Source organism: Nonomuraea sp. NPDC052265 (assembly GCF_044547985.1).
Taxonomy (GTDB): domain Bacteria; phylum Actinomycetota; class Actinomycetes; order Streptosporangiales; family Streptosporangiaceae; genus Nonomuraea.
The window spans coordinates 817,783-835,537 of sequence record NZ_JBIUBJ010000002.1 but is presented as its reverse complement, the minus strand read 5'-3'; the positions used below and the strand labels follow the sequence as shown (position 1 = coordinate 835,537).

The window sequence follows — 17,755 nt, the reverse complement described above, 5'->3', positions numbered from 1 at the left end:
GTGGAAGGATGTCACGATAGTGCCAACCGGGGCTCTGCCCGCGCCCCACCACGCCTTTGGGGCAGAACCCACAGGGAGGTAGACGACTCATGGACTTCGTGCTGCTGATCCACGGCGACGAGATGCTCTGGGACGCCTTCAGCGAGAGCGAGCGGGAGCGGATGGCCGAGGCCCACCGCCAGTTCGGCCGGGCGATGGCGATGGCGGGGGTCAAGGTCAAGTACGGCGCGGGGCTGACCAGGTCCGGGGAGGGCAAGCTGGTCAGGCCCGACGGTCCCGCCGTGGCCGGGCCGTACGCGGTCGGGCGGGAGCAGATCGGCGGCATCTGGGTCATCGAGGTCCAGTCGGCCGAGGAGGCCGAGTCGTGGGCGCGCAAGATGCCCTACGCGCCCGGTGACATCGTCGAGGTGCGCCCCTGCGACCCGGCCTCCTGAAGGGCCGGGCCCCCGGGTAGGCCCTCAGTAGCGGGCTCTGCGGCTGAGCAGGACGCCCACGGCCAGGAACAGCAGGCCGGCGGCGCCGTACACGATGGCCAGCGAGGTCGCGGGCGGCTTCTCGCTGGCGTTCACGACGGCCAGCCCGAGGCCGACGATCGCGCTGATGTAGCTGAAGATCGCGATGAAGATCTTCCAGAACGGACTCATGACGTGCTTCCTTCCGATGAGTGCTGAGCCGGTCCGTACGGTGCGGTCCCGGCGACGACGAAGCCGAGCAGCATGACCCAGGCGTCCGGGTCGGCCAGGAAGCGCCGCCAGCGGTCGGCGGCCAGGGCGAGCCCCGCCATGGGCAGCGCGCCCGAGGCGACCAGCGGCGCCAGGCGTTCGGGCCCCAGGTGCGGGGCGAAGGCCGCGGTGGGGTGGGTGTCGTTGGTGGTGGCGAACGGGCGCAGCACCACGTCGGCGAACCCGCCGCCGCGCAGCAGCCGGGTGAGCTTCCTGCCGATCTGCCGGTCCCCTCCGGCGCCGCGCTGGGCCTGGGCCATCGTGGCGTGCACGGAGGCCAGCTCGGGGTACATCGGGTCGGCCAGTCCCCACAACATGCTGTCCACCTCGACGACCACGATCCGGCCGCCGGGACGCAGCACGCGCAGCGCCTCGGCCAGCATCGGCGCCGGATCGCCCACGTGCTGCAGTACGTACCGCAGCAGTACGCCGCCCACGCTGCCGGTACGCAACGGCAGCCGGGCGCCGTCGGCGGTGACCAGCGGGGCGCCGCAGCCGCCCGCGTTGCGCAGCAGGGAGGCGTCCACGTCCAGCGCGATGACGGGCAGCCCCGGCTCGGCGGCGCGCAGCCTGCGGGTGACCGCTCCCGAGCCGGCGCCCAGCTCCAGCAGCGGGCCCTCGCGGGTCAGCCCGAGGTCGCGCATGATGCGCAGCTCCTCCTCGAAGGAGAGCGCCGCCTGGGCCTCCAGCCGGGCCAGCTCGCCGGCGACGCCGCCCCACGTGGTGGTGGCGGCGTCGTAGGAGCCGGTGGCGGCCGGCGCCGCGCTCACCGGGGCCTCGGGGTCATCATCAGGCCGTGCCGGGGCCGCAGCGTGACCAGCGCCTCGGGCTCGACCGGGAATCCCTCCACCAGCTGCATGCGCAGCCCGCGAAGGATCACCGCGAGCACGAGCGTGGCCTCCGCCAGGGCGAAGTGCCGTCCGACGCAGATGCGCGGGCCGCCGCCGAAGGGCAGGTACTGGTGGCTGAGCAGCCGGGCGGCCCGGTCGGGGTCGAACCTCTCCGGCCGGTACGCATCCGGCTGCTCCCAGTACCTCGGATCCCGGTGCAGCACCCACGGGCTGACGCACACCAGCGACCCGGCCGGTACGTCGTAGCCGTCCAGCACGTCGTCGGCCGTACCGCGGCGCGAGATCAGCCAGACCGGCGGGTAGAGCCGCATGGCCTCCTGGACGGCCTGCCGGCAGCGGCGCAGCCTGGGCAGGTCGGCGGCGGTGGGCGACCGGCCGGCCAGCACCTCGTCGATCTCGGCGTGCACGGCCTGGGCCGCCTCCGGGTGCCGGTCGAGCAGGTAGAGCGTCCAGGTCAGCGACTTGGCGGTGGTCTCGTGCCCGGCCATGACGATGGTCAGCACCTGGTCGCGCAGGTCGGCGTCGGACATCGCGTGCCCCTCGGCCAGCATCGCGCCGAGCAGGTCGTCGCCCGCGCCGCCGGCCCGGCGGGCGGCGATGATGAGCCTGGTGACCCGGTCGAGGAAGGCCCGCGCCCGCAGGAAGCCGGCGTGCCGCGCGGCCGTGTCGGCCGGGTCGGGGTCGTCGCTGGGTACGTAGTGGCCGATGAAGCGGTTGACCGCGTCCACGGCGCGGCCGAAGCCCTCGCCCGCGACGCCGATGTCGGTGCCCAGCATGGCCTTGACGATCACGCTGAGGGTGAGCGAGGTCAGGTCGTGGTCGACGCGTACGGGCCGGCCGCCGTCCCAGTGCGTCACCAGGTGCTCGGCGGCCTCCACGATGACCCGGTCGAACCGGCCCACCTCGGCGGGCCTGAACGCGGGCGCGCACATCTTGCGCTGGGCGGCCCACTCGGCGCCGTCGCTGGTCAGCAGGCCGTTGCCGAGCAGGGGGCGGAGCATGTCGTCGTCCGGCGTGCGCTCCTTGGTGTAGGCGGCGCCGTTCTCCTTCAGCACGTGCCTGGCCAGGTCGGGGCGGTTGAGCATGTAGACCGGCTCGCCGTCCGCGTCGTGGCGGGTGACGTCGCCGAGGGCCGCCATGGCGGTGACGAACTCCAGCGGCGCGTCGCGCATGGCCCTCAGGCTCTGGGTTCCGGCCGGTCCCGGCGGCACCCGGGGGGATACGTACGTCCCGGACATGGGTTCTCCCGATGGCTTACGCAAACGAATATTCCGATACGCATTTCCGGCCATCGAATACGTATATCGCTTCGTATTGTTCCGGTCGGCGTATTTGCAGAGTACCTTTTAAGCAGAGGGCTCTCAATACTTAATCCAGAGCCCCGGAAATTAAGTCTAGGCACTCCGAATTCGGCTGTGTAAGACTCCGTTCCGAGACGGCGCACCGCGCCGAAGGGGAAAAGCTCCAGGAGGACGCAATGGCCCTGAACCCCAGAGAGCGGACCGAATTCGTCAACGCCTACACGCGAGTCCTGATCACCGCGTGGTCGAGCGAGGAATTCTCGGCGAAGCTCGACAGCAACCCGCGCGAGGCGCTGGCCGAGGCCGGCCTCGAGGTTCCCGCCGGTGCTCAGATCACGCTCGTGCGCAACGTGCCCGACGGCCACCACGACACGAACCTCGACGTGCAGGTCTCGCTGTGGGAGCGCGGTCTGGAGACGGGGACGTTCGAGTTCCACATCCCCGAGACGCCGCAGATCGACATGGCCGAGCTGAGCGAGGGCGACCTCGACTCGATCGCGGCCGGCGACGTCAACTGCTGCTGCTGCCCCTGCTGCTGCTGCACCTGACGCCGGGAGCCACGCACGCCAAGAGGAGGTAGAGGAGATCATGTCCGACGACCAGGCGAACCCCATCCACGTACGGGGGCTGCGCAAGCAGTACGGTCCCAGTCTCATCCTGCAGGGTGTGGACCTGGATGTTCGTCCCGGAGAGGTGTTCGCCTTACTCGGCCCCAACGGCGCGGGCAAGACGACCACGGTCGAGATCCTCGAAGGCGTGCGCAGGCGTTCGGGCGGCGACGTGCGTGTCCTCGGCCGCGACCCGGCCGAGGACGCCCCGCAGTGGCGGGCGCGGCTCGGCATCGTGCCGCAGACGACGGGCGCCTACGCGGACCTGACCGTCCGCGAGGTCGTCGAGCACTTCGCCGCCTTCTACCCCGCGCCGCTGCCCGCGGCGCAGGTCATCGACATGGTGGGCCTCGGCGCGAAGGAGCGCAAGCAGGCCCAGACGCTCTCGGGCGGCCAGATGCGCCGCCTGGACGTGGCCGTCGGCGTCGTCGGCGACCCCGACCTGATCTTCCTGGACGAGCCGACCACCGGGCTGGACCCGGAGGCCCGGATGGAGGCGTGGGACCTGGTCCGCTTCTTCGCCGACCAGGGCAGGACGACCGTGCTGACCACCCACTACCTCGACGAGGTGGAGGCGCTGGCGCAGCGCGCGGCCGTGATCGTGGCCGGGCGCATCGTCGAGACCGGGCCGGTGAGCGAGCTGGGCGGCCGGCGCGACACGCCCGCCGCGGTGAGCTTCACCCTCACCCCCGAGCTGAGCGCGGCCGAGCTGCCGGACCTGCCTCCGGGCACCGCGCTCGACCCGTCCTGCGCGCCCGGCGTGCCCGGCGGCACGCTCACGCTGCTCACCCACACGCCCACGCGGGCCCTGGCCGCGCTGCTGCCCTGGGCCGCGCGCGCGGGCGCCGACGAGCTGCCCGACCTGCGCGTCCACCGGCCGACGCTGGAGGACGTCTACCTCAAGCTGATCCGCGAGAACCAGGGGGCCCAGTCATGACCAGCTCGAACGCGATCGTGGCCGAGCAGGGCCGTCCCGTGCGCGCCGCGGGCGGCGGGTCGGGGCTCTGGCGGGCGTCGGCGGCCCGTTCGTCGGTGGAGCTGAAGTCGTTCTTCCGCAACCGCCAGTCGCTGTTCTTCACGCTGCTGCTGCCGATCGTGCTGCTGCTGGTGCTCGGCTCGATCTTCTCCGGCACGGTCCCCGGCACGCACACCGACTTCAAGCAGATGTTCGTGGCCGGGATCATCGCCTGCGGCATCATGAGCGTCAGCTTCAACGGCCTGGCGATCAACATCGCGATCGAGCGGGACAACGGCATGATCCGCCGCCTGGCCTCCTCGCCGATGCCGAAGACGGCGTACTTCGTCGGCAAGATCGTCCGGGTGGTGGTGACCGGGCTGCTGGAGGCGGCGATCCTGCTGGGCGTCGGCGTCGCGCTGTTCCGCCTGCCGATGCCGCCGGACGCCGGCCACTGGCTCACCTTCGCCTGGGTGCTGCTGCTCGGGGCGACGTCCTGCTCGCTGCTGGCGGTGGCCTTCAGCGCGATCATCCCGAACGCCCGCTCGGCCGCGGCGATCGTCACGCTGCCGTTCCTGGTGCTGCAGTTCATCTCCGGGGTGTTCTTCCCCTACAGCGAGCTGCCGGCCTGGATGCAGAGCCTGGCGGCGTTCTTCCCGCTGAAGTGGATGACGCAGGGCCTGCGCTCGGTGTTCCTGCCGGCCGACTTCGCGGTGGTGGAGCCCGCCGGCACCTGGGAGCTGGGCAGGACCGCCGCGGTGCTGGGCGCCTGGTGCGTGGCGGCGCTGATACTGAGCCTGCTGACCTTCCGCTGGCGCGGCGCCAACGTCCGCTAGCCGGGGAGGGGCTCAGATGGCGAGGGTGAAGCCGGTCAGCCTCCTGGGCACCAGGCCCGGGGCCCACGCGGGCGGCTTCCCCGTGCGGCGCAGCCCGGGATACCGGTCCAGCAGCCCGCTCAGCAGCAGCCCGCCGGCCTGCCTGACCAGCGGCGCGCCCAGGCAGACATGGGTGCCCGCGCCGAAGGCCAGATGGGGGTTGGGCGAACGGGTGACCAGCAGCTCGTCGGGCCGGTCGAACACGGCCGGATCGCGGTTGGCCGCCCCGACCAGGGCCAGCACCCTCGCCCCCGCCGGGATCACGCCGCCGTCCAGCGGGACCGCCTCGGTGGTCACCCTGGCGGTGAACGGGATCGGCGACTCCAGCCGCAGCAGCTCGTCGACGGCCGACTCGGCCACCTCCCGGCCGCCGTTCCTGATCAGGCCGGCGGCCTCCTCGCGCGGCAGCAGCCAGTGGAGGGCGTTGCCCACCATCTCGGCCAGCGGCTTCCATCCGCCGACGACCGTGAGCGCGGCGATGCCGAGCATCTCGGCCCTGCTCAGCCGGTCGTCGGCGGCCAGCCGACCGAAGGGCGAGCCGCCCGGCCCGCTCGCGGCGGCCTCGGCGGCGGCCTCGGCGCGCTCGCCGAGGAAGCGGGTGAGCTCGCCCATCGCGGCCCGCCCGGCCGCGGCGGCCTGGGGCCCGGCCAGCGGGTCGAGGTTGACCGACACGCGGGCGGCCAGCTCGGCGAAGGCCGGCACGTCGGCGGCCGGCAGCCCGAACAGCCTGGCCAGCACGCCGGTGGCCAGCGGCTCGCCGAGGTCGGCGGTCGCCTCGATCTCGTCGCGGCCGGCTAGCCCGTCGAGCACCGCGCCGATCCCGGCCTCGATGTCGCCCGCGACGCCGCGGATGGCGGCCGGGCCCATCAGCAGGGCGCCGGGCGAGCGCAGGCGCTGGTGCTCGGGGGGATCGGTGGTCAGCATCGACGGCGGCAGCTCGTCGTCCCTGACCCGCTCCCGCTGCCCGAGCGCGGCCGAGAAGCGCGGGTCGCGCAGCGCGAGCGCGCAGTCGGCGTGCGAGGTCAGCAGCCACATGCGCGAGGTGACGTCGAAGTGCACGGGGTCGTGCTCGCGCAGCCAGCGGTACGCCGGATACGGGTCGAGCCGCCCGCGAGGAGAGAACGGGTGCGCTAAGTGGCCGGGCAGCGTGCGGGGTGCCGTCATCGCGTCTCCTCATGATCAGGCCGAGGACAAACTACTACAGAGGATGTGCCGGTGGCAGAGCTTGACGTCGTCGTGATCGGCGCCGGGGTGAGCGGGCTGGCGGCGGCCGCGCGCCTGTCCGGCGCGGGGCTGGCGGTCGCGGTGCTGGAGGCCAGGGAGCGGGTGGGCGGCCGGATCCGCACCCACCGGCCGTCCCTGCTGGAGCTGGGCGCGCAGGTGATCCACGGCGACCGCAACCCGATCGCGGCGCTGCCCGGCCTGGAGGTGCCGGCGCCGGTGCCGCGGCGCGCGGCACAGGTGCTGCTGCCCGGCGGGCCGCGCCCGCTGACCGCGCTGCGGCCCACGCCGCCGCTGCTGGAGGACCGGCTGACGTCGGGCGCGGCCCGGGAGCCGCTGCGCCGCCTGGCGGGGGCGAGCCCGTGGGACGTGCCGGTCGCGGCGTGGCTCAAGGAGGAGACCGCGGACTGCCCCGAGGCCCTGGAGCCGGCCGCGGAATGGTTCAGGCAGAACTGGGCGGCCGAGCCCGAGTCGCTGAGCGCGCCCGCGCTGGCCGCGCTGCGGCGCGCCGACCCGGCGGGACGGGGCGAGTTCGCGCTGCCCGGCGGCTTCGACCGGCTGCCCGCGCGGCTGGCCGAGGGGCTGCGGGTGCGGCTCGGCGACGCGGTCGTCCGGCTGGCCTGGACGCGGGGCCGCGTGCGGGTGCTGACCGCCGCCGGGCACGTGGAGAGCGCCGCCGCCGCCGTGGTCACCGTGCCGCCGCCGGTGGTCGCCGAGGGGCGGCTCGTGATCGACGACCTGCCCGTGCGCAAGCAGGCGGCGGCGTACGAGCTGCGGCCCGGCGACGCCTGGTGCGGGCTGCTCGCCTATCCCGCGCCGGCCCCCGAGTCCGTCGTGGTCTTCGACGCCGGGGGCCGTCTGGGGTTCGTCAGCACGACGGCCGGGCGGCCCGAGGTGCTGGTGATGGCCAAGGCCCGCGCCGCCGCGGCGGCCAGGAGCGCCTGGGCCGAGCCGGGTGGCCTGGCCGCGCTGCTGGCCGGGGCCCTGCCGTGGACGCGGGGGCTGAGCCCGGCGCGGGTGGTGGTCTCCGACTGGGGCGCCGACCCGTGGGCGGGCGGGGCGTACACCTACCCGGGCGTCGGGACGCTGTGGGCGTCCCCGGCCTGGGCCGAGCCGCTGGGCGGGACGGTCTTCTTCGCCGGGGAGGCCACCGTCGGCCTGTCCGGCCCGCCCATGGCGCACATGGCGATGGCCAGCGGGGAGCGCGCGGCCACAGAGGTGATTGGGGCGCTGGAGAGATGACGGCTGGCAACGGGGAGCTCCACGGCGGGTGGTTCCTGCTCGCCCTCGACGACGAGATCGGCCCGGGGATCACGCCGCTGCTGCTGGGCGGTACGCGCCTGATGGCCGTACGCGACGGCGAGCGGATCCGGGTGTTCGAGGCCACCTGCCCTCACCGGGGCGCCCACCTGGCCTACGGCGGCAAGCTGGACGGCGACTGCGTGATCTGCCCCTTCCACGGCAAGCGGATCTCGCTGGGCGGGTCCGGCCGCCGCTGGGCGGTGGGCGAGTTGCGGACGTTGCGCGCCGGGGCGGCGCTGTTCGCCCGGCTGTCCGGCGACCCCGGCGACGACCGGGGCTTCGAGCAGGCGATCAAGCAGGCGGCCGAGGACCTGGTGATCGTGGCGGCGGTGAACCAGCCGGTGACGGTCCCGGCCGAGTACGTCGTCGAGAACGCCTTCGACGCCCAGCACTTCAGCACCGTCCACCTGGTGCCGTCGGTGCGCGGCATGCGGGTCAGGATGGGCGAGCACGACGAGCTGGTGATCGAGGGCGAGTTCCGTACCAAGGCGCCGCCGTGGGAGAAGGAGCGGCGGCTCGACTTCGCCTCCCGATTCGTGGCCCGCGCCTACAGCCCGCACCTCGTGGTGACCGAGCTGGGCACGCGGGAGGCGCCGTACACGATCGTCACCGGCGCGGTGCCGGACGGGACGGGCTGCGTCGGACGGGTGGCCATCGGCGTGCGGCCGGACCGGACGGACTCGCTGCCCGCGCTCGTGCACGGCGCCCGCTACGCCTTCGACCAGGACCGCGTGGTCTGGGACCACCTGGACACGCACGCCCCGCAGCGGCTGGACGCCGGCGACACCCCGGTCATCGCCTTCCGCCGCTTCTGTCAGGGTTTCGCCGCCGTCCCCTCCTCCACCGGAGCGTCCTCATGAGCCTGTACGTGCGCTCGACCGGCGAGGGCCGGGCCGTGTTGTGGATCCACGGTTACACGATGGACGCCTCGGTGTGGCAGCCGCTGTGGGACCTGCTGCCCGGCTGGCGGCACGTCGGCGTGGACCTGCCGGGCCACGGGCGTTCCGGGCCGTTGCGGCCGGGCACGTCGCTGCCCGCGCTGGCCGCCGAGCTGGCCGGGCTGGCCAGGGCCGAGTCGGCCGCGCTGGTGGTGGCCGAGTCGATCGGCTCGATGATCGCCCTGCAACTGGCCATCGACCATCCCACCGACGTGCGCGGGCTGATCGTCGGCTCCCCGACCATCGCGGGCGCGCCGGCCGAGCCGGGCACCGCCGAGCGCTACCGGGCGCTGGCCGGGCTGGCCAGGATGGGCGCGCAGGGCGAGCAGCTCGCCGACCTGTGGATGTCCTCGCCACCGGACATCTTCCGCGGCACCGAGGACCATCCCGAGTTGCGCGCCAGGCTGCGCGCGATCGTGGCCGGGCATTCGTGGCGGGAGCTGCGCGACGGCGCGATGCACGGGCTGAGCAGGCACGTCCACACGGTCGACGACCTGCGCGGCATCCGGGCGCGCACGCTGGTCGTCGTCGGCGACCGGGACATGCCGACGTTCCGGGCCGGCGCCGCGCTGCTGGGCGGGTCGGTCCCCCTGTGCCGGACGGTCACCGTCCCCGGCGCGGGGCACCTGTGCCTGATCGAGCGGCCCCGGGTCGTGGCGCCGCTCATCGAGGCCCATCTGCGCCTGTCGGCCCTGGAAGCGGACGAGGAGGCCGGGCGTGCCGATTCACGAGCACTATGAGCCGGGCGAGCCGTGCTGGGTGGACTACGGGGCGCTCGACCCGGCCGGCGCGCGGGCCTTCTACGGGGAGTTGTTCGGCTGGACCTTCCGCGAGGAGGGCGGCTACTCCTTCGTCGAGCTGGACGGCCAGGTCGTGGCCGGCTTCGGCCGGGTGCCGCCGGGCCTGCCCGCCTCCTGGAACACCTACCTGGCGGCCCCGGACGTGGACACGGTGGCCGTACGGGTGAAGGAGCTGGGCGGGGGCGTCGTCTTCGGCCCGATGGCGGCCGGCGAGGACGGGCGCGTGCTGTTCGCGACCGACCCGGCGGGCGCGGCGGTCGGCTTCTGGGAGGGACACCGGCCATCCGGGATCGTGCTGGCCGGCGAGCCGGGGACGTGGTGCGGGCACGAGCTGTGGTCGGCCGGCACCGCGTTCTACCGGGACCTGCTCGGCGCCGCGCCCGCGGCCCGCGAGGGGACGGGGGCGCGCCCGCAGTGGATGACGTTCTTCGCGACCGCGGACCGCGCCGCGACGGCCGCGACGGCGGCCCGGCTGGGCGCCACGACCGCCCCCGGGCCTCCCCGGGCGACGATCGTGCGCGACCCGTGGGGCGCCCTATTCGCGCTGACGTGACCGGCCGGACAGGACGAAGAACAGGGCCACGAGGACGGCGCCGGCGATGACGACCACCGAGCCGACCGTCTTGCCGATCAGGAAGGCCACGACCACCGCGGCGGCGTAGACCAGGGGAACGACCAGCCGGAGGTTCAATCCCATGCGCGCTCCTTGAAGAAAGACCGAACGGAACTCAGACGCATCATCGACCAGGCCGGGCCGGCGGTCCAGAATAACGCCGGAATATACGTATCGGCCTACGTATTGGGCCCCGCGAAACGGGTCCGCGACTGCGTAATACGTAACGATTATCGGAAGGGCTCGCGATGACCAAGGTATTAGTGATCGGCGGCGGCCCGGCGGGATCGATCGCCGCGACGCTGCTGGCCCGCAACGGAATGGACGTCAGGTTGCTCGAACGCGAACGTTTCCCGCGTTACCACATCGGCGAATCCGTGTCGCCGTCCTGCCGGACGATCATCGACTACGCCGGGGCGCACGACAAGGTCGAGGAACGCGGCTACCCCGTCAAGGAGGGCCTGCTGCTGCGCTGGGGCGCCGAGCGCGACTGGACGGTGAACTGGGCGGCCACGTTCGGCCCCGACGTGCGCTCCTGGCAGGTGGACCGGGACGACTTCGACCAGGTGCTGCTGGACCACGCGGCCTCCCAGGGCGTCGAGGTGATCCAGCAGGCCAGGGTCAGGCGCGTGCTGTTCGAGGACGGCCGCGCGTGCGCCGCCGAGTGGGACCGCGGCCTGGAGCGCTTCGATCACGTGGTCGACGCCTCCGGACGCGCCGGGGTACTGTCGGCCCAGCACTTCCGTGACCGGCAACCGCACGACGTCTTCAGGAACGTCGCGATCTGGGGCTACTACCAGGGCGGCGAGCTCCTTCCGGACACTCCGGGCGGCGGCATCAACGTCATCTCCTCGCCGGAAGGGTGGTACTGGGTGATCCCGTTGCGCGGCGAGGTGTTCAGCGTCGGCTTCGTCACCCACCAGACGCGCTTCCTGGAGCGGCGTCCCCACCACGGGTCGCCGGAGGAGATGTTCCACGCGGTGGTGGCCGAGTCGCCGACCGTCGCGGGGCTGGTCGGCCGGTTCACCGGCCCGGTGCGGATCGAGCAGGACTTCTCGTACGTGGCCGGCTCCTTCTGCGGCCCCGGCTACCACATCGCCGGGGACGCCGCCTGCTTCCTCGACCCGCTGCTGTCGACCGGCGTGCACCTGGCCATGTACAGCGCCCTGCTGGCCGCGGCCTCGATCACCGCCACCGAACGCGGCGAGGTGAGCGAGCAGGAGGCCCAGGGCTTCTACGAGTCCCTCTACCGCAACGCCTACCAGCGACTGCTGACCATGGTCTCCTCGGTCTACCGGCAGTACCGCGGCCGGGCCAGCTACTTCTGGCTGGCCCAGCACCTGGTCAGGGGCGGGACGTCCGACCACGCGTTCGCCGCGATCACGGCCGGGCTGTCCGACCTGACCGACGCCACCACCGCCGGCGGCACCGCGCCGATGAGCGAGCTGGTGGCCGCCGCCCACGACGCGGGGCTGCGCGCCCTGCGCAACGTCACGCCCGCCGGCAACACCATGGCCCCCATGCGCATGGACGCCAACGACCTGTACGACGCCGCCACCGGCCTCTACCTGACCGCTCACCCCCGGCTCGGCATCAGCCGCTCACTGACGAGGACGCCTTGATGAAGTCACTGGTCCGCCTGCTCCTGCCGCTCGCCTTACTCGCGGCCCTGCTCTCCCCCGGCCCGGCGACGGCCGCCCGCACGCCCTCCTCGGCACTCGCCGGGCAGGCGCTCGCCGGGCAGGCGGAGGCCATGGGGCGGCTCTCGTTCATGATCGGGACCTGGGCGGGGCCGGGCTGGACCGTCACGCCCTCCGGGACGCGGCAGGAGTTCCTGCAGACCGAATGGGTCCGCCGGCAGGCGGGCGACCTGGTGATCTCGGTCGAGGGGCAGGGACGCGACAAGGCCGACCCGCGCACGATCGTGGACAGCGCCCTGGCCGTGATCAACTACAACGAGGCGACCGGCCAGTACCGCTGGGAGGCGTTCTCGCGCGGCTACGTCACCACGGTCGTGCCGGTGGTCGGCGACGACACCTTCCAGTGGAGCCTCCAGACGCCCGCCTACACCAGCCGCTACACGCTGACGTTCACCGCCACGACCTGGCACGAGATCGGCGAGACCACCGTGGACGGCGGGCAGACCTGGCACCAGAACTTCCAGATGGACCTTCGCCGCCTCCACTGACGCCCGCGCACACTTATACATATGTAACAGTCTGCGAAAATTCGGTTGCATTAAGTGCATAGTCCCAGTTCAAGCGGGTAGCGCGACTCCATAGGCTCCTCGTCCTGGAGGAAACCGTGGACATCAATATTGGCCAAGGCCTGACGGACGCCTGGCGACAGGTGGCGACGTTCGTGCCCAGGCTCGTCGCGTTCCTGGTGATCCTGATCATCGGGTGGATCGTGGCGAAGGCCGTGCAGAAGCTCGTGGACAAGATCCTCGAACGCGTCGGGTTCGAACGGGCGGTGCAGCGCAGCGGCGTACAGCGGTGGCTCGAACGCAGCCGGTACGACGCCAGCGGCCTGCTCGCCAAGCTCGTCTACTACGCGATCCTGCTGATCACCCTGCAGATCGCCTTCAGCGTCTTCGGGCCCAACCCGATCTCGGCGCTGCTCACCGGGGTGGTGGGCTGGCTGCCCAAGGCCGTGGTCGCCATCGTGATCATCGTCATCGCGGGGGCGATCGCCCGGGCCGTCAGGGATCTCATCGACGGCGCGCTCGGCGGCCTGTCCTACGGGCGCTGGCTCGGCATCGCGGCGGCCGTCTTCATCTGGGCGCTGGGCATCATCGCCGCGCTCAACCAGATCGGCGTCGCCACGACCGTCACGACCCCGGTGCTCATCACCGTGCTCGCCACCATCGGCGCGATCGTGGCCATCGGCCTGGGCGGCGGGCTCGTCCGTCCGATGCAGCAGCGCTGGGAGCGCTGGATCGGCCGGATCGAGGCCGAGGCGCCGCAGGCCAGGGCGCACGCCGAGGCGTACCAGCGGGGGCGTGAGGACGCCCGCACGATGGCCCGGCCCGCCGAGCCGGCGCAGACCACGCCCGGCGCACCCGGCACGCCCGGTACGACGGGCGGGACCCCCGGCGGGGCGACCCGCGCGGACATCCCGCCGGGAAGCTGAGCTCCGTGTGGCCGGGACGAGCGCCCGGTCACGCGGACCCACCACGGCCGGCCCGCACCCGCGAACCCGCGGACCGGCCCCGACCCGGCCCGCCTTCAGCGCGGACCGGCCCCGACCCGGCATCCGCCTTCGGGCGTGGGGCGCCAGGCCGCGGGCTCAGGCGGGTTCGGTGAGGAAGCCCTGTTCGCGGGCGAGCCAGCAGACCGCCGTCAGCCGCAGCGCGGGCGCGTCGTGGTCGCCGCTGAAGATCCAGCCTCGGTGGCGCAGCTCGTCGAGGAAGCCCAGCAGGTAGTCGCCGAGGGTCTCGCGGTCGAGCGGGATCGCGTCACGCAGCAGCGCCGCGTGCTGATCCACGGCCGCGACCAGCGCCGGCTCGGCCTCCATCCTGGCGAGCTGGGCGTGGCCCAGCGTGTCCATCAACCACCGCAGGGGCGAATGCGCCCAGCCCTCCTCGAAAACCACGCGCCAACCTTAAGGCATCACCCGAGGTCAGGCCGCCCCCGGGTCGGTCGCGCGGGGGGCGAGGCGCTCGCAGGGAGTCAGTCGAAGGGCAGGCCGACGTAGTTCTCCGCCAGCGTGGTCGCCGCCGCCTCCGAGGACGTGACGTAGTCCAGGTAGGAGGTCTGGAGCCGCCGCCCGTACGCGTCGTCCTCGTCGAAGGTGTGCAGCAGCGTCGTCATCCACCACGAGAAGTGCTGCGCCCGCCACACCCGCTTCAGGCACGCCCGCGAGTAGCCGTCGAGCAGCTCCGACGAGCCGTGCTCGAAGAAGGCCGCCAGCGCCTCGGTCAGCACCCGGACGTCGGCCACGGCCAGGTTCAGCCCCTTGGCGCCGGTCGGCGGCACGATGTGCGCGGCGTCCCCGGCCAGGTAGAGCCGCCCGTACTGCATGGGCTCGGCGACGAAGGAGCGCATCGGCGTGACGCCCTTCTCGATGATCTCGCCCGTGGTCAGCTCGAAGCCCGGGACGGTCTCCAGCCGAGCCTTCAGCTCGGCCCAGACGCGCTCGTCCGGCCACTGCGCCACGTCGGCGTCGGCCGGGACCTGGAGGTAGAAGCGGCTGACGGTGGGCGAGCGCATGCTGTGCAGGGCGAAGCCGCGCTCGGTCCTGGCGTAGATCAGCTCCTCCGACGAGGGCGCCACCTCGGCCAGGACGCCGAGCCACGCGAAGGGGTACTCCCGCTCGAACACCTTCAGGACCCCGTCCGGGACGCTCGGCCGGGAGACGCCGTGGAACCCGTCGCATCCGGCGATCACGTCGCAGTCGAGCCGCTCGCCGCCGAAGGTGAGGTACGGCTCGGACTCCGGCGAGTGCACCGCGACGTCCTCGACCTCGAACCGCAGGTCGCCGCCCGCCGCCAGCCGGGCCGCGATCAGGTCCTTGACGACCTCCTGCTGGCCGTAGACGGTGATGGCGCGGCCGGGGACGAGCTCGTCGAAGGCGATGCGGTGGCCCGCGCCGCCGTACCGCAGCTCGATGCCGTGGTGGGGCAGGCCCTCGCGGAGCATGCGCTCCCCCACGCCCGCCTCGACAAGCGTGTCCACGGTGCCCTGCTCCAGGACGCCCGCGCGCACCCGCCGCTCGACGTAGGCGCGGCTGCGCTTCTCCAGCACCACCGAGGAGATGCCGCGCAGGTGGAGCAGATGAGACAGCAGCAGGCCCGCGGGGCCCGCGCCGATGATCCCGACCTGAGTTCGCATGAGGGAAGTCTGCTGCCTGCGGCTCCGGGGGCCGAGTAGCCTCTTCCACTGAGCGGAAGAACTGTGCAGGGGTGTGGTCATGTCCGGAGGAGCCCGGCAGCCGGGGCGGACGGTGACGTCCAAGGTGCTGGCGATCCTGGGGGCGTTCGACGCGGCCCATCCGCAGCTCACGCTGACCGACCTGGCCAGGCGGAGCGGGGTGCCGCTGAGCACGGCCCATCGGCTGGTGGCCGAGCTGGAGCGGTGGCAGGCGCTCAGCCGTTCTCCCGACGGGCGGCTGCGGGTGGGGCTGCGGCTGTGGGAGCTCGGCCAGCTCGCCCCAGGCAGCCTCCAGGGGCGCGCGCACCCGTGGCTCCAGGAGCTGTTCGCCACCACCGGCGAGAACGTGCACCTCGCCGTCCGCGACGGCCTGGAGGTCCTGTACGTGGACAAGGTGTACGGCAGGCGGGCCGTGCCCATCGTCTCGCGCACCGGCGGGCGGCTGCCGATGCACCCGACGGGCGTCGGCAAGGCGCTGCTGGCCTTCGAGCCGGAGTGGTTCGTGCAGGCGTACCTGGCCCGCGCGCTCGAACGGCCCACGCCGCACACCGTCACCGAGCCCGGCCGGCTGGCCAGGGAGCTGGCGGCGGTGCGGGTGCAGGGCTACGCGCTCACGCACGAGGAGATGACGCTCGGCTCGTGCTCGGCGGCGGCGCCGGTCGTGGTGGACGGGCGGGCGGTGGCCGCCGTGGGGATCGTGCTCGCCTCGCGGCGCTCCCGCGAGCTGCCCCGGCTGGTGGACCCGCTCCTGGAGACCGCCACCCGGATCGCCCGCGCCTGCCAGACGCCCTGACCGGCCGGACCGCCGGAGGCCGGGCCGGGCCCGGAGGCGGGAAGGGGCCCGGAGGCGGGAAGGGGCCCGGAGGCGGGAAGGGGCCCGGTGGCGGGTGGTCAGTCGGTGAACTTCTGGATGCGGTCCTTGAACAGGGTGGTCGCGATGGCCGCCTTGTGCGGCTGCCCCTTCAGGAACGCCTGGGCGAAGCTCTTGGCCTGGTCGTAGGAGACCTTGCCGGGCATGGGCGGCTCGTTCGGGTTGACGTCCACGTCCACCAGGGCCGGGCCGTCGTGGGCGAGCGCCTGCCTGATCGCCGCGACCACGTCCCCGGCCTTGGTGACCTTGGCGCCGAACCCGCCGCACGCCCTGGCCCAGGCCGAGTAGTCGGCCTCCGGCTGGGCGAAGCGCACGCCGTGCTCGGGGTAGCCGAGGACCATCTGCTCCCACAGGATCTGGCCGAGGGAGTTGTTGTTGTTGATGACGACCTTGACCGGCAGCCGGTGCTGGGCGGCGGTCAGGAACTCGGCCATCAGCATCGCGAACCCGCCGTCGCCGACGTAGGCGATGACCTGCCGGCCGGGGAAGGCGTGCTGCATGGCGATGGCGTACGGCAGCCCCGGGGCCATCGTGGCCAGCGTGCCCGACAGGTAGAACTCGCGCCCGCCGCGGATCGTCCAGTGGCGGGCGGCCCAGGTGGCGATCGTGCCGCTGTCGCAGGTGAGGATGGCGTCGTCGGCGGCCAGGTCGTCCAGGACGGACATGGCGTACTGGGGGGCGATGGGGTCCCTGTCGGGGTTCTCCAGGGCGTCCATGTCGGAGCGCCATTTGGCCATGAGCTTCTGGTACTTCGCCAGGTGGCCGTCGCCGTTCCTGGGGGTGAGCAGCGGCAGCAGTTCCCGCAGGCCCTCCTTGGCGTCGCACACCACGGGCACGTCGGTCGGCACCCGCGCCCCCGCCCTGGTCGGCTCGGCCTCGAACTGCACCACCCGCGCCTTGCCCGGCTCGGGGAGGAACTTCGAGTACGGGAAGTTCGTGCCGATCATGAACAGCACGTCGGCCTCGTCCATCAGCTCCTCGCTCGGCTTCGTGCCGAGCAGCCCGATCCCGCCCGTCGTGTACGGCGAGTCGTCCGGGACGACCGCCTTGCCGGGCAGCGTCTTGACCACCGGCGCCCCCAGCGCCTCGGCCACGGCCAGCACCTCCTGCCGGGCGTGCAGCGCGCCCTGCCCGGCCAGGATGGCGGGCCGTTCGGCGGCGTTGAGCACCTCGGCGGCCCGCGCCAGGTCCTCCTGGCGGGGCAGCCCCGGCGGCCGCAGGTAGATCGCCGCGGTCTCCGGCGCCCGCACCGGCGCGACCGTCCGGTACGGGTCCTCCCCCGCGTCGGCCACCTGGATGTCGTTGGGCAGCGTGAGATGGGCGACGCCGCGCCGCGCGTAGGCCGTCCGGACGGCCAGGTCCACCAGCGAGGGGAGCTGGGCCGGGTTGGTGATCATCATGTTGTACTCGGCCACGTCGGCGAACAGCTTGTCGAGGTGGACCTCCTGCTGGTAGCCGGTGCCGAGCACGGCCGTCTCCTGCATGCCGGTGATGGCCAGCACGGGGACGTGGTCGAGCTTGGCGTCGTAGAGGCCGTTGAGCAGGTGGATGCCGCCGGGGCCGGAGGTGGCCAGGCACACGCCGATCCGTCCCGTGGCCTTGGCATAGCCGGTGGCCATGAAAGCGGCGGCCTCCTCGTGGTGCACCAGCACGAACCGCACCCGGTCACGATGACGGCGGAGCCCCTCCATGATGCCGTTGATGCCGTCGCCCGGCAGGCCGAAGACGGTGTCCACGCCCCACTCGGCGAGCCGTTCGATCAGGGATTCGGATGCGATACGAGCCATATTGGCGGCTCTACCCCACACCGCCGTCCACAGACCTCGT

The 17,755-nt window shown here is 73.1% G+C and carries 20 protein-coding genes; 12 read left to right on the top strand and 8 right to left on the bottom strand.

The window, feature by feature from the left end; translation table 11 throughout:
* The first annotated feature begins 89 nt into the window (after nt 1-89).
* Nucleotides 90-434 carry a YciI family protein gene (locus ACIHAD_RS09050; protein WP_397353791.1) on the top strand — a complete coding sequence of 115 codons (345 nt, stop codon included), beginning with the start codon at nt 90-92 and terminating at the stop codon, nt 432-434.
* 24 nt (nt 435-458) lie between these two features.
* Here ACIHAD_RS09050 and ACIHAD_RS09045 read toward each other — a convergent pair whose 3' ends face one another.
* The 3 genes from ACIHAD_RS09045 to ACIHAD_RS09035 are packed head-to-tail and all read right to left on the bottom strand — an operon-like array spanning nt 459 to nt 2,745.
* Nucleotides 459-644, bottom strand: a complete 186-nt coding sequence (locus ACIHAD_RS09045; RefSeq protein WP_189646391.1) for a hypothetical protein — start codon at nt 642-644, stop codon at nt 459-461.
* The gene (locus tag ACIHAD_RS09040; protein ID WP_397353790.1) at nt 641-1,492 is read right to left on the bottom strand and encodes a class I SAM-dependent methyltransferase; all 852 of its coding nucleotides are present in this window, start codon (nt 1,490-1,492) and stop codon (nt 641-643) included. Before ACIHAD_RS09040 ends, ACIHAD_RS09045 begins: the two co-directional genes overlap by 4 nt.
* Nucleotides 1,489-2,745 (bottom strand): cytochrome P450, encoded by a 1,257-nt coding sequence (locus tag ACIHAD_RS09035; protein WP_397353789.1) that lies wholly within the window; start codon nt 2,743-2,745, stop codon nt 1,489-1,491. The genes ACIHAD_RS09040 and ACIHAD_RS09035 overlap by 4 nt, the downstream gene beginning before the upstream one ends.
* Before the next feature lie 305 nt (nt 2,746-3,050).
* On the opposite strand from ACIHAD_RS09035, the gene ACIHAD_RS09030 reads away from it, so the two are divergent.
* Genes ACIHAD_RS09030 through ACIHAD_RS09020 form a run of 3 tightly spaced genes read left to right on the top strand, consistent with a single transcriptional unit; the run spans nt 3,051 to nt 5,273 of the window.
* Nucleotides 3,051-3,422: a hypothetical protein gene (locus tag ACIHAD_RS09030; protein ID WP_352356831.1), complete on the top strand. Its 372-nt coding sequence runs from the start codon at nt 3,051-3,053 to the stop codon at nt 3,420-3,422.
* 40 nt (nt 3,423-3,462) lie between these two features.
* Nucleotides 3,463-4,419 (top strand): ABC transporter ATP-binding protein, encoded by a 957-nt coding sequence (locus ACIHAD_RS09025; RefSeq protein ID WP_397353788.1) that lies wholly within the window; start codon nt 3,463-3,465, stop codon nt 4,417-4,419.
* Nucleotides 4,416-5,273, top strand: coding sequence for an ABC transporter permease (locus ACIHAD_RS09020; protein ID WP_397353787.1), 858 nt, complete (start codon nt 4,416-4,418; stop codon nt 5,271-5,273). Before ACIHAD_RS09025 ends, ACIHAD_RS09020 begins: the two co-directional genes overlap by 4 nt.
* A 12-nt stretch (nt 5,274-5,285) precedes the next feature.
* Here the strand turns inward: ACIHAD_RS09020 and ACIHAD_RS09015 are convergent, their stop codons facing one another.
* Nucleotides 5,286-6,476 carry a cytochrome P450 gene (locus ACIHAD_RS09015; RefSeq protein ID WP_397353786.1) on the bottom strand — a complete coding sequence of 397 codons (1,191 nt, stop codon included), beginning with the start codon at nt 6,474-6,476 and terminating at the stop codon, nt 5,286-5,288.
* 51 nt (nt 6,477-6,527) lie between these two features.
* Between ACIHAD_RS09015 and ACIHAD_RS09010 the strand changes: the two genes are divergently transcribed.
* The 4 genes from ACIHAD_RS09010 to ACIHAD_RS08995 are packed head-to-tail and all read left to right on the top strand — an operon-like array spanning nt 6,528 to nt 10,126.
* On the top strand, nt 6,528-7,775 hold the full coding sequence (locus ACIHAD_RS09010) for a flavin monoamine oxidase family protein (protein WP_397353785.1): 1,248 nt from the start codon (nt 6,528-6,530) through the stop codon (nt 7,773-7,775).
* Entirely contained in the window at nt 7,772-8,695 is a 924-nt protein-coding gene (locus ACIHAD_RS09005) for a Rieske 2Fe-2S domain-containing protein (RefSeq protein WP_397353784.1), read from the top strand. The genes ACIHAD_RS09010 and ACIHAD_RS09005 overlap by 4 nt, the downstream gene beginning before the upstream one ends.
* Nucleotides 8,692-9,513, top strand: a complete 822-nt coding sequence (locus ACIHAD_RS09000; protein WP_397353783.1) for an alpha/beta fold hydrolase — start codon at nt 8,692-8,694, stop codon at nt 9,511-9,513. The genes ACIHAD_RS09005 and ACIHAD_RS09000 overlap by 4 nt, the downstream gene beginning before the upstream one ends.
* Nucleotides 9,491-10,126: a VOC family protein gene (locus ACIHAD_RS08995; protein ID WP_397353782.1), complete on the top strand. Its 636-nt coding sequence runs from the start codon at nt 9,491-9,493 to the stop codon at nt 10,124-10,126. The genes ACIHAD_RS09000 and ACIHAD_RS08995 overlap by 23 nt, the downstream gene beginning before the upstream one ends.
* Here the strand turns inward: ACIHAD_RS08995 and ACIHAD_RS08990 are convergent.
* Nucleotides 10,109-10,270: a hypothetical protein gene (locus tag ACIHAD_RS08990; RefSeq protein ID WP_352329725.1), complete on the bottom strand. Its 162-nt coding sequence runs from the start codon at nt 10,268-10,270 to the stop codon at nt 10,109-10,111. The genes ACIHAD_RS08995 and ACIHAD_RS08990 overlap by 18 nt on opposite strands.
* A 164-nt stretch (nt 10,271-10,434) precedes the next feature.
* On the opposite strand from ACIHAD_RS08990, the gene ACIHAD_RS08985 reads away from it, so the two are divergent.
* From ACIHAD_RS08985 to ACIHAD_RS08975, 3 genes are all read left to right on the top strand, one after another.
* Nucleotides 10,435-11,808: an NAD(P)/FAD-dependent oxidoreductase gene (locus ACIHAD_RS08985; RefSeq protein WP_397353781.1), complete on the top strand. Its 1,374-nt coding sequence runs from the start codon at nt 10,435-10,437 to the stop codon at nt 11,806-11,808.
* Nucleotides 11,808-12,374 carry a hypothetical protein gene (locus ACIHAD_RS08980; protein ID WP_397353780.1) on the top strand — a complete coding sequence of 189 codons (567 nt, stop codon included), beginning with the start codon at nt 11,808-11,810 and terminating at the stop codon, nt 12,372-12,374. The genes ACIHAD_RS08985 and ACIHAD_RS08980 overlap by 1 nt, the downstream gene beginning before the upstream one ends.
* A 122-nt stretch (nt 12,375-12,496) precedes the next feature.
* Nucleotides 12,497-13,318 carry a hypothetical protein gene (locus ACIHAD_RS08975; RefSeq protein ID WP_397353883.1) on the top strand — a complete coding sequence of 274 codons (822 nt, stop codon included), beginning with the start codon at nt 12,497-12,499 and terminating at the stop codon, nt 13,316-13,318.
* A 156-nt stretch (nt 13,319-13,474) separates the two neighbouring features.
* Here ACIHAD_RS08975 and ACIHAD_RS08970 read toward each other — a convergent pair whose 3' ends face one another.
* Nucleotides 13,475-13,780: a DUF6401 family natural product biosynthesis protein gene (locus ACIHAD_RS08970; protein ID WP_397353779.1), complete on the bottom strand. Its 306-nt coding sequence runs from the start codon at nt 13,778-13,780 to the stop codon at nt 13,475-13,477.
* Nucleotides 13,781-13,857: 77 nt separating this feature from the next.
* Nucleotides 13,858-15,018 carry a 4-hydroxybenzoate 3-monooxygenase gene (gene pobA, locus ACIHAD_RS08965; protein ID WP_397353778.1) on the bottom strand — a complete coding sequence of 387 codons (1,161 nt, stop codon included), beginning with the start codon at nt 15,016-15,018 and terminating at the stop codon, nt 13,858-13,860.
* Nucleotides 15,019-15,097: 79 nt separating this feature from the next.
* Here pobA and ACIHAD_RS08960 point away from each other — a divergent pair, with 79 nt between their 5' ends.
* Nucleotides 15,098-15,850, top strand: coding sequence for an IclR family transcriptional regulator (locus ACIHAD_RS08960; RefSeq protein WP_397353777.1), 753 nt, complete (start codon nt 15,098-15,100; stop codon nt 15,848-15,850).
* Between the two features lie 98 nt (nt 15,851-15,948).
* Here the strand turns inward: ACIHAD_RS08960 and ACIHAD_RS08955 are convergent, their stop codons facing one another.
* The gene (locus ACIHAD_RS08955) at nt 15,949-17,715 is read right to left on the bottom strand and encodes a thiamine pyrophosphate-dependent enzyme (RefSeq protein ID WP_397353776.1); all 1,767 of its coding nucleotides are present in this window, start codon (nt 17,713-17,715) and stop codon (nt 15,949-15,951) included.
* Between the last annotated feature and the right edge of the window lie 40 nt (nt 17,716-17,755).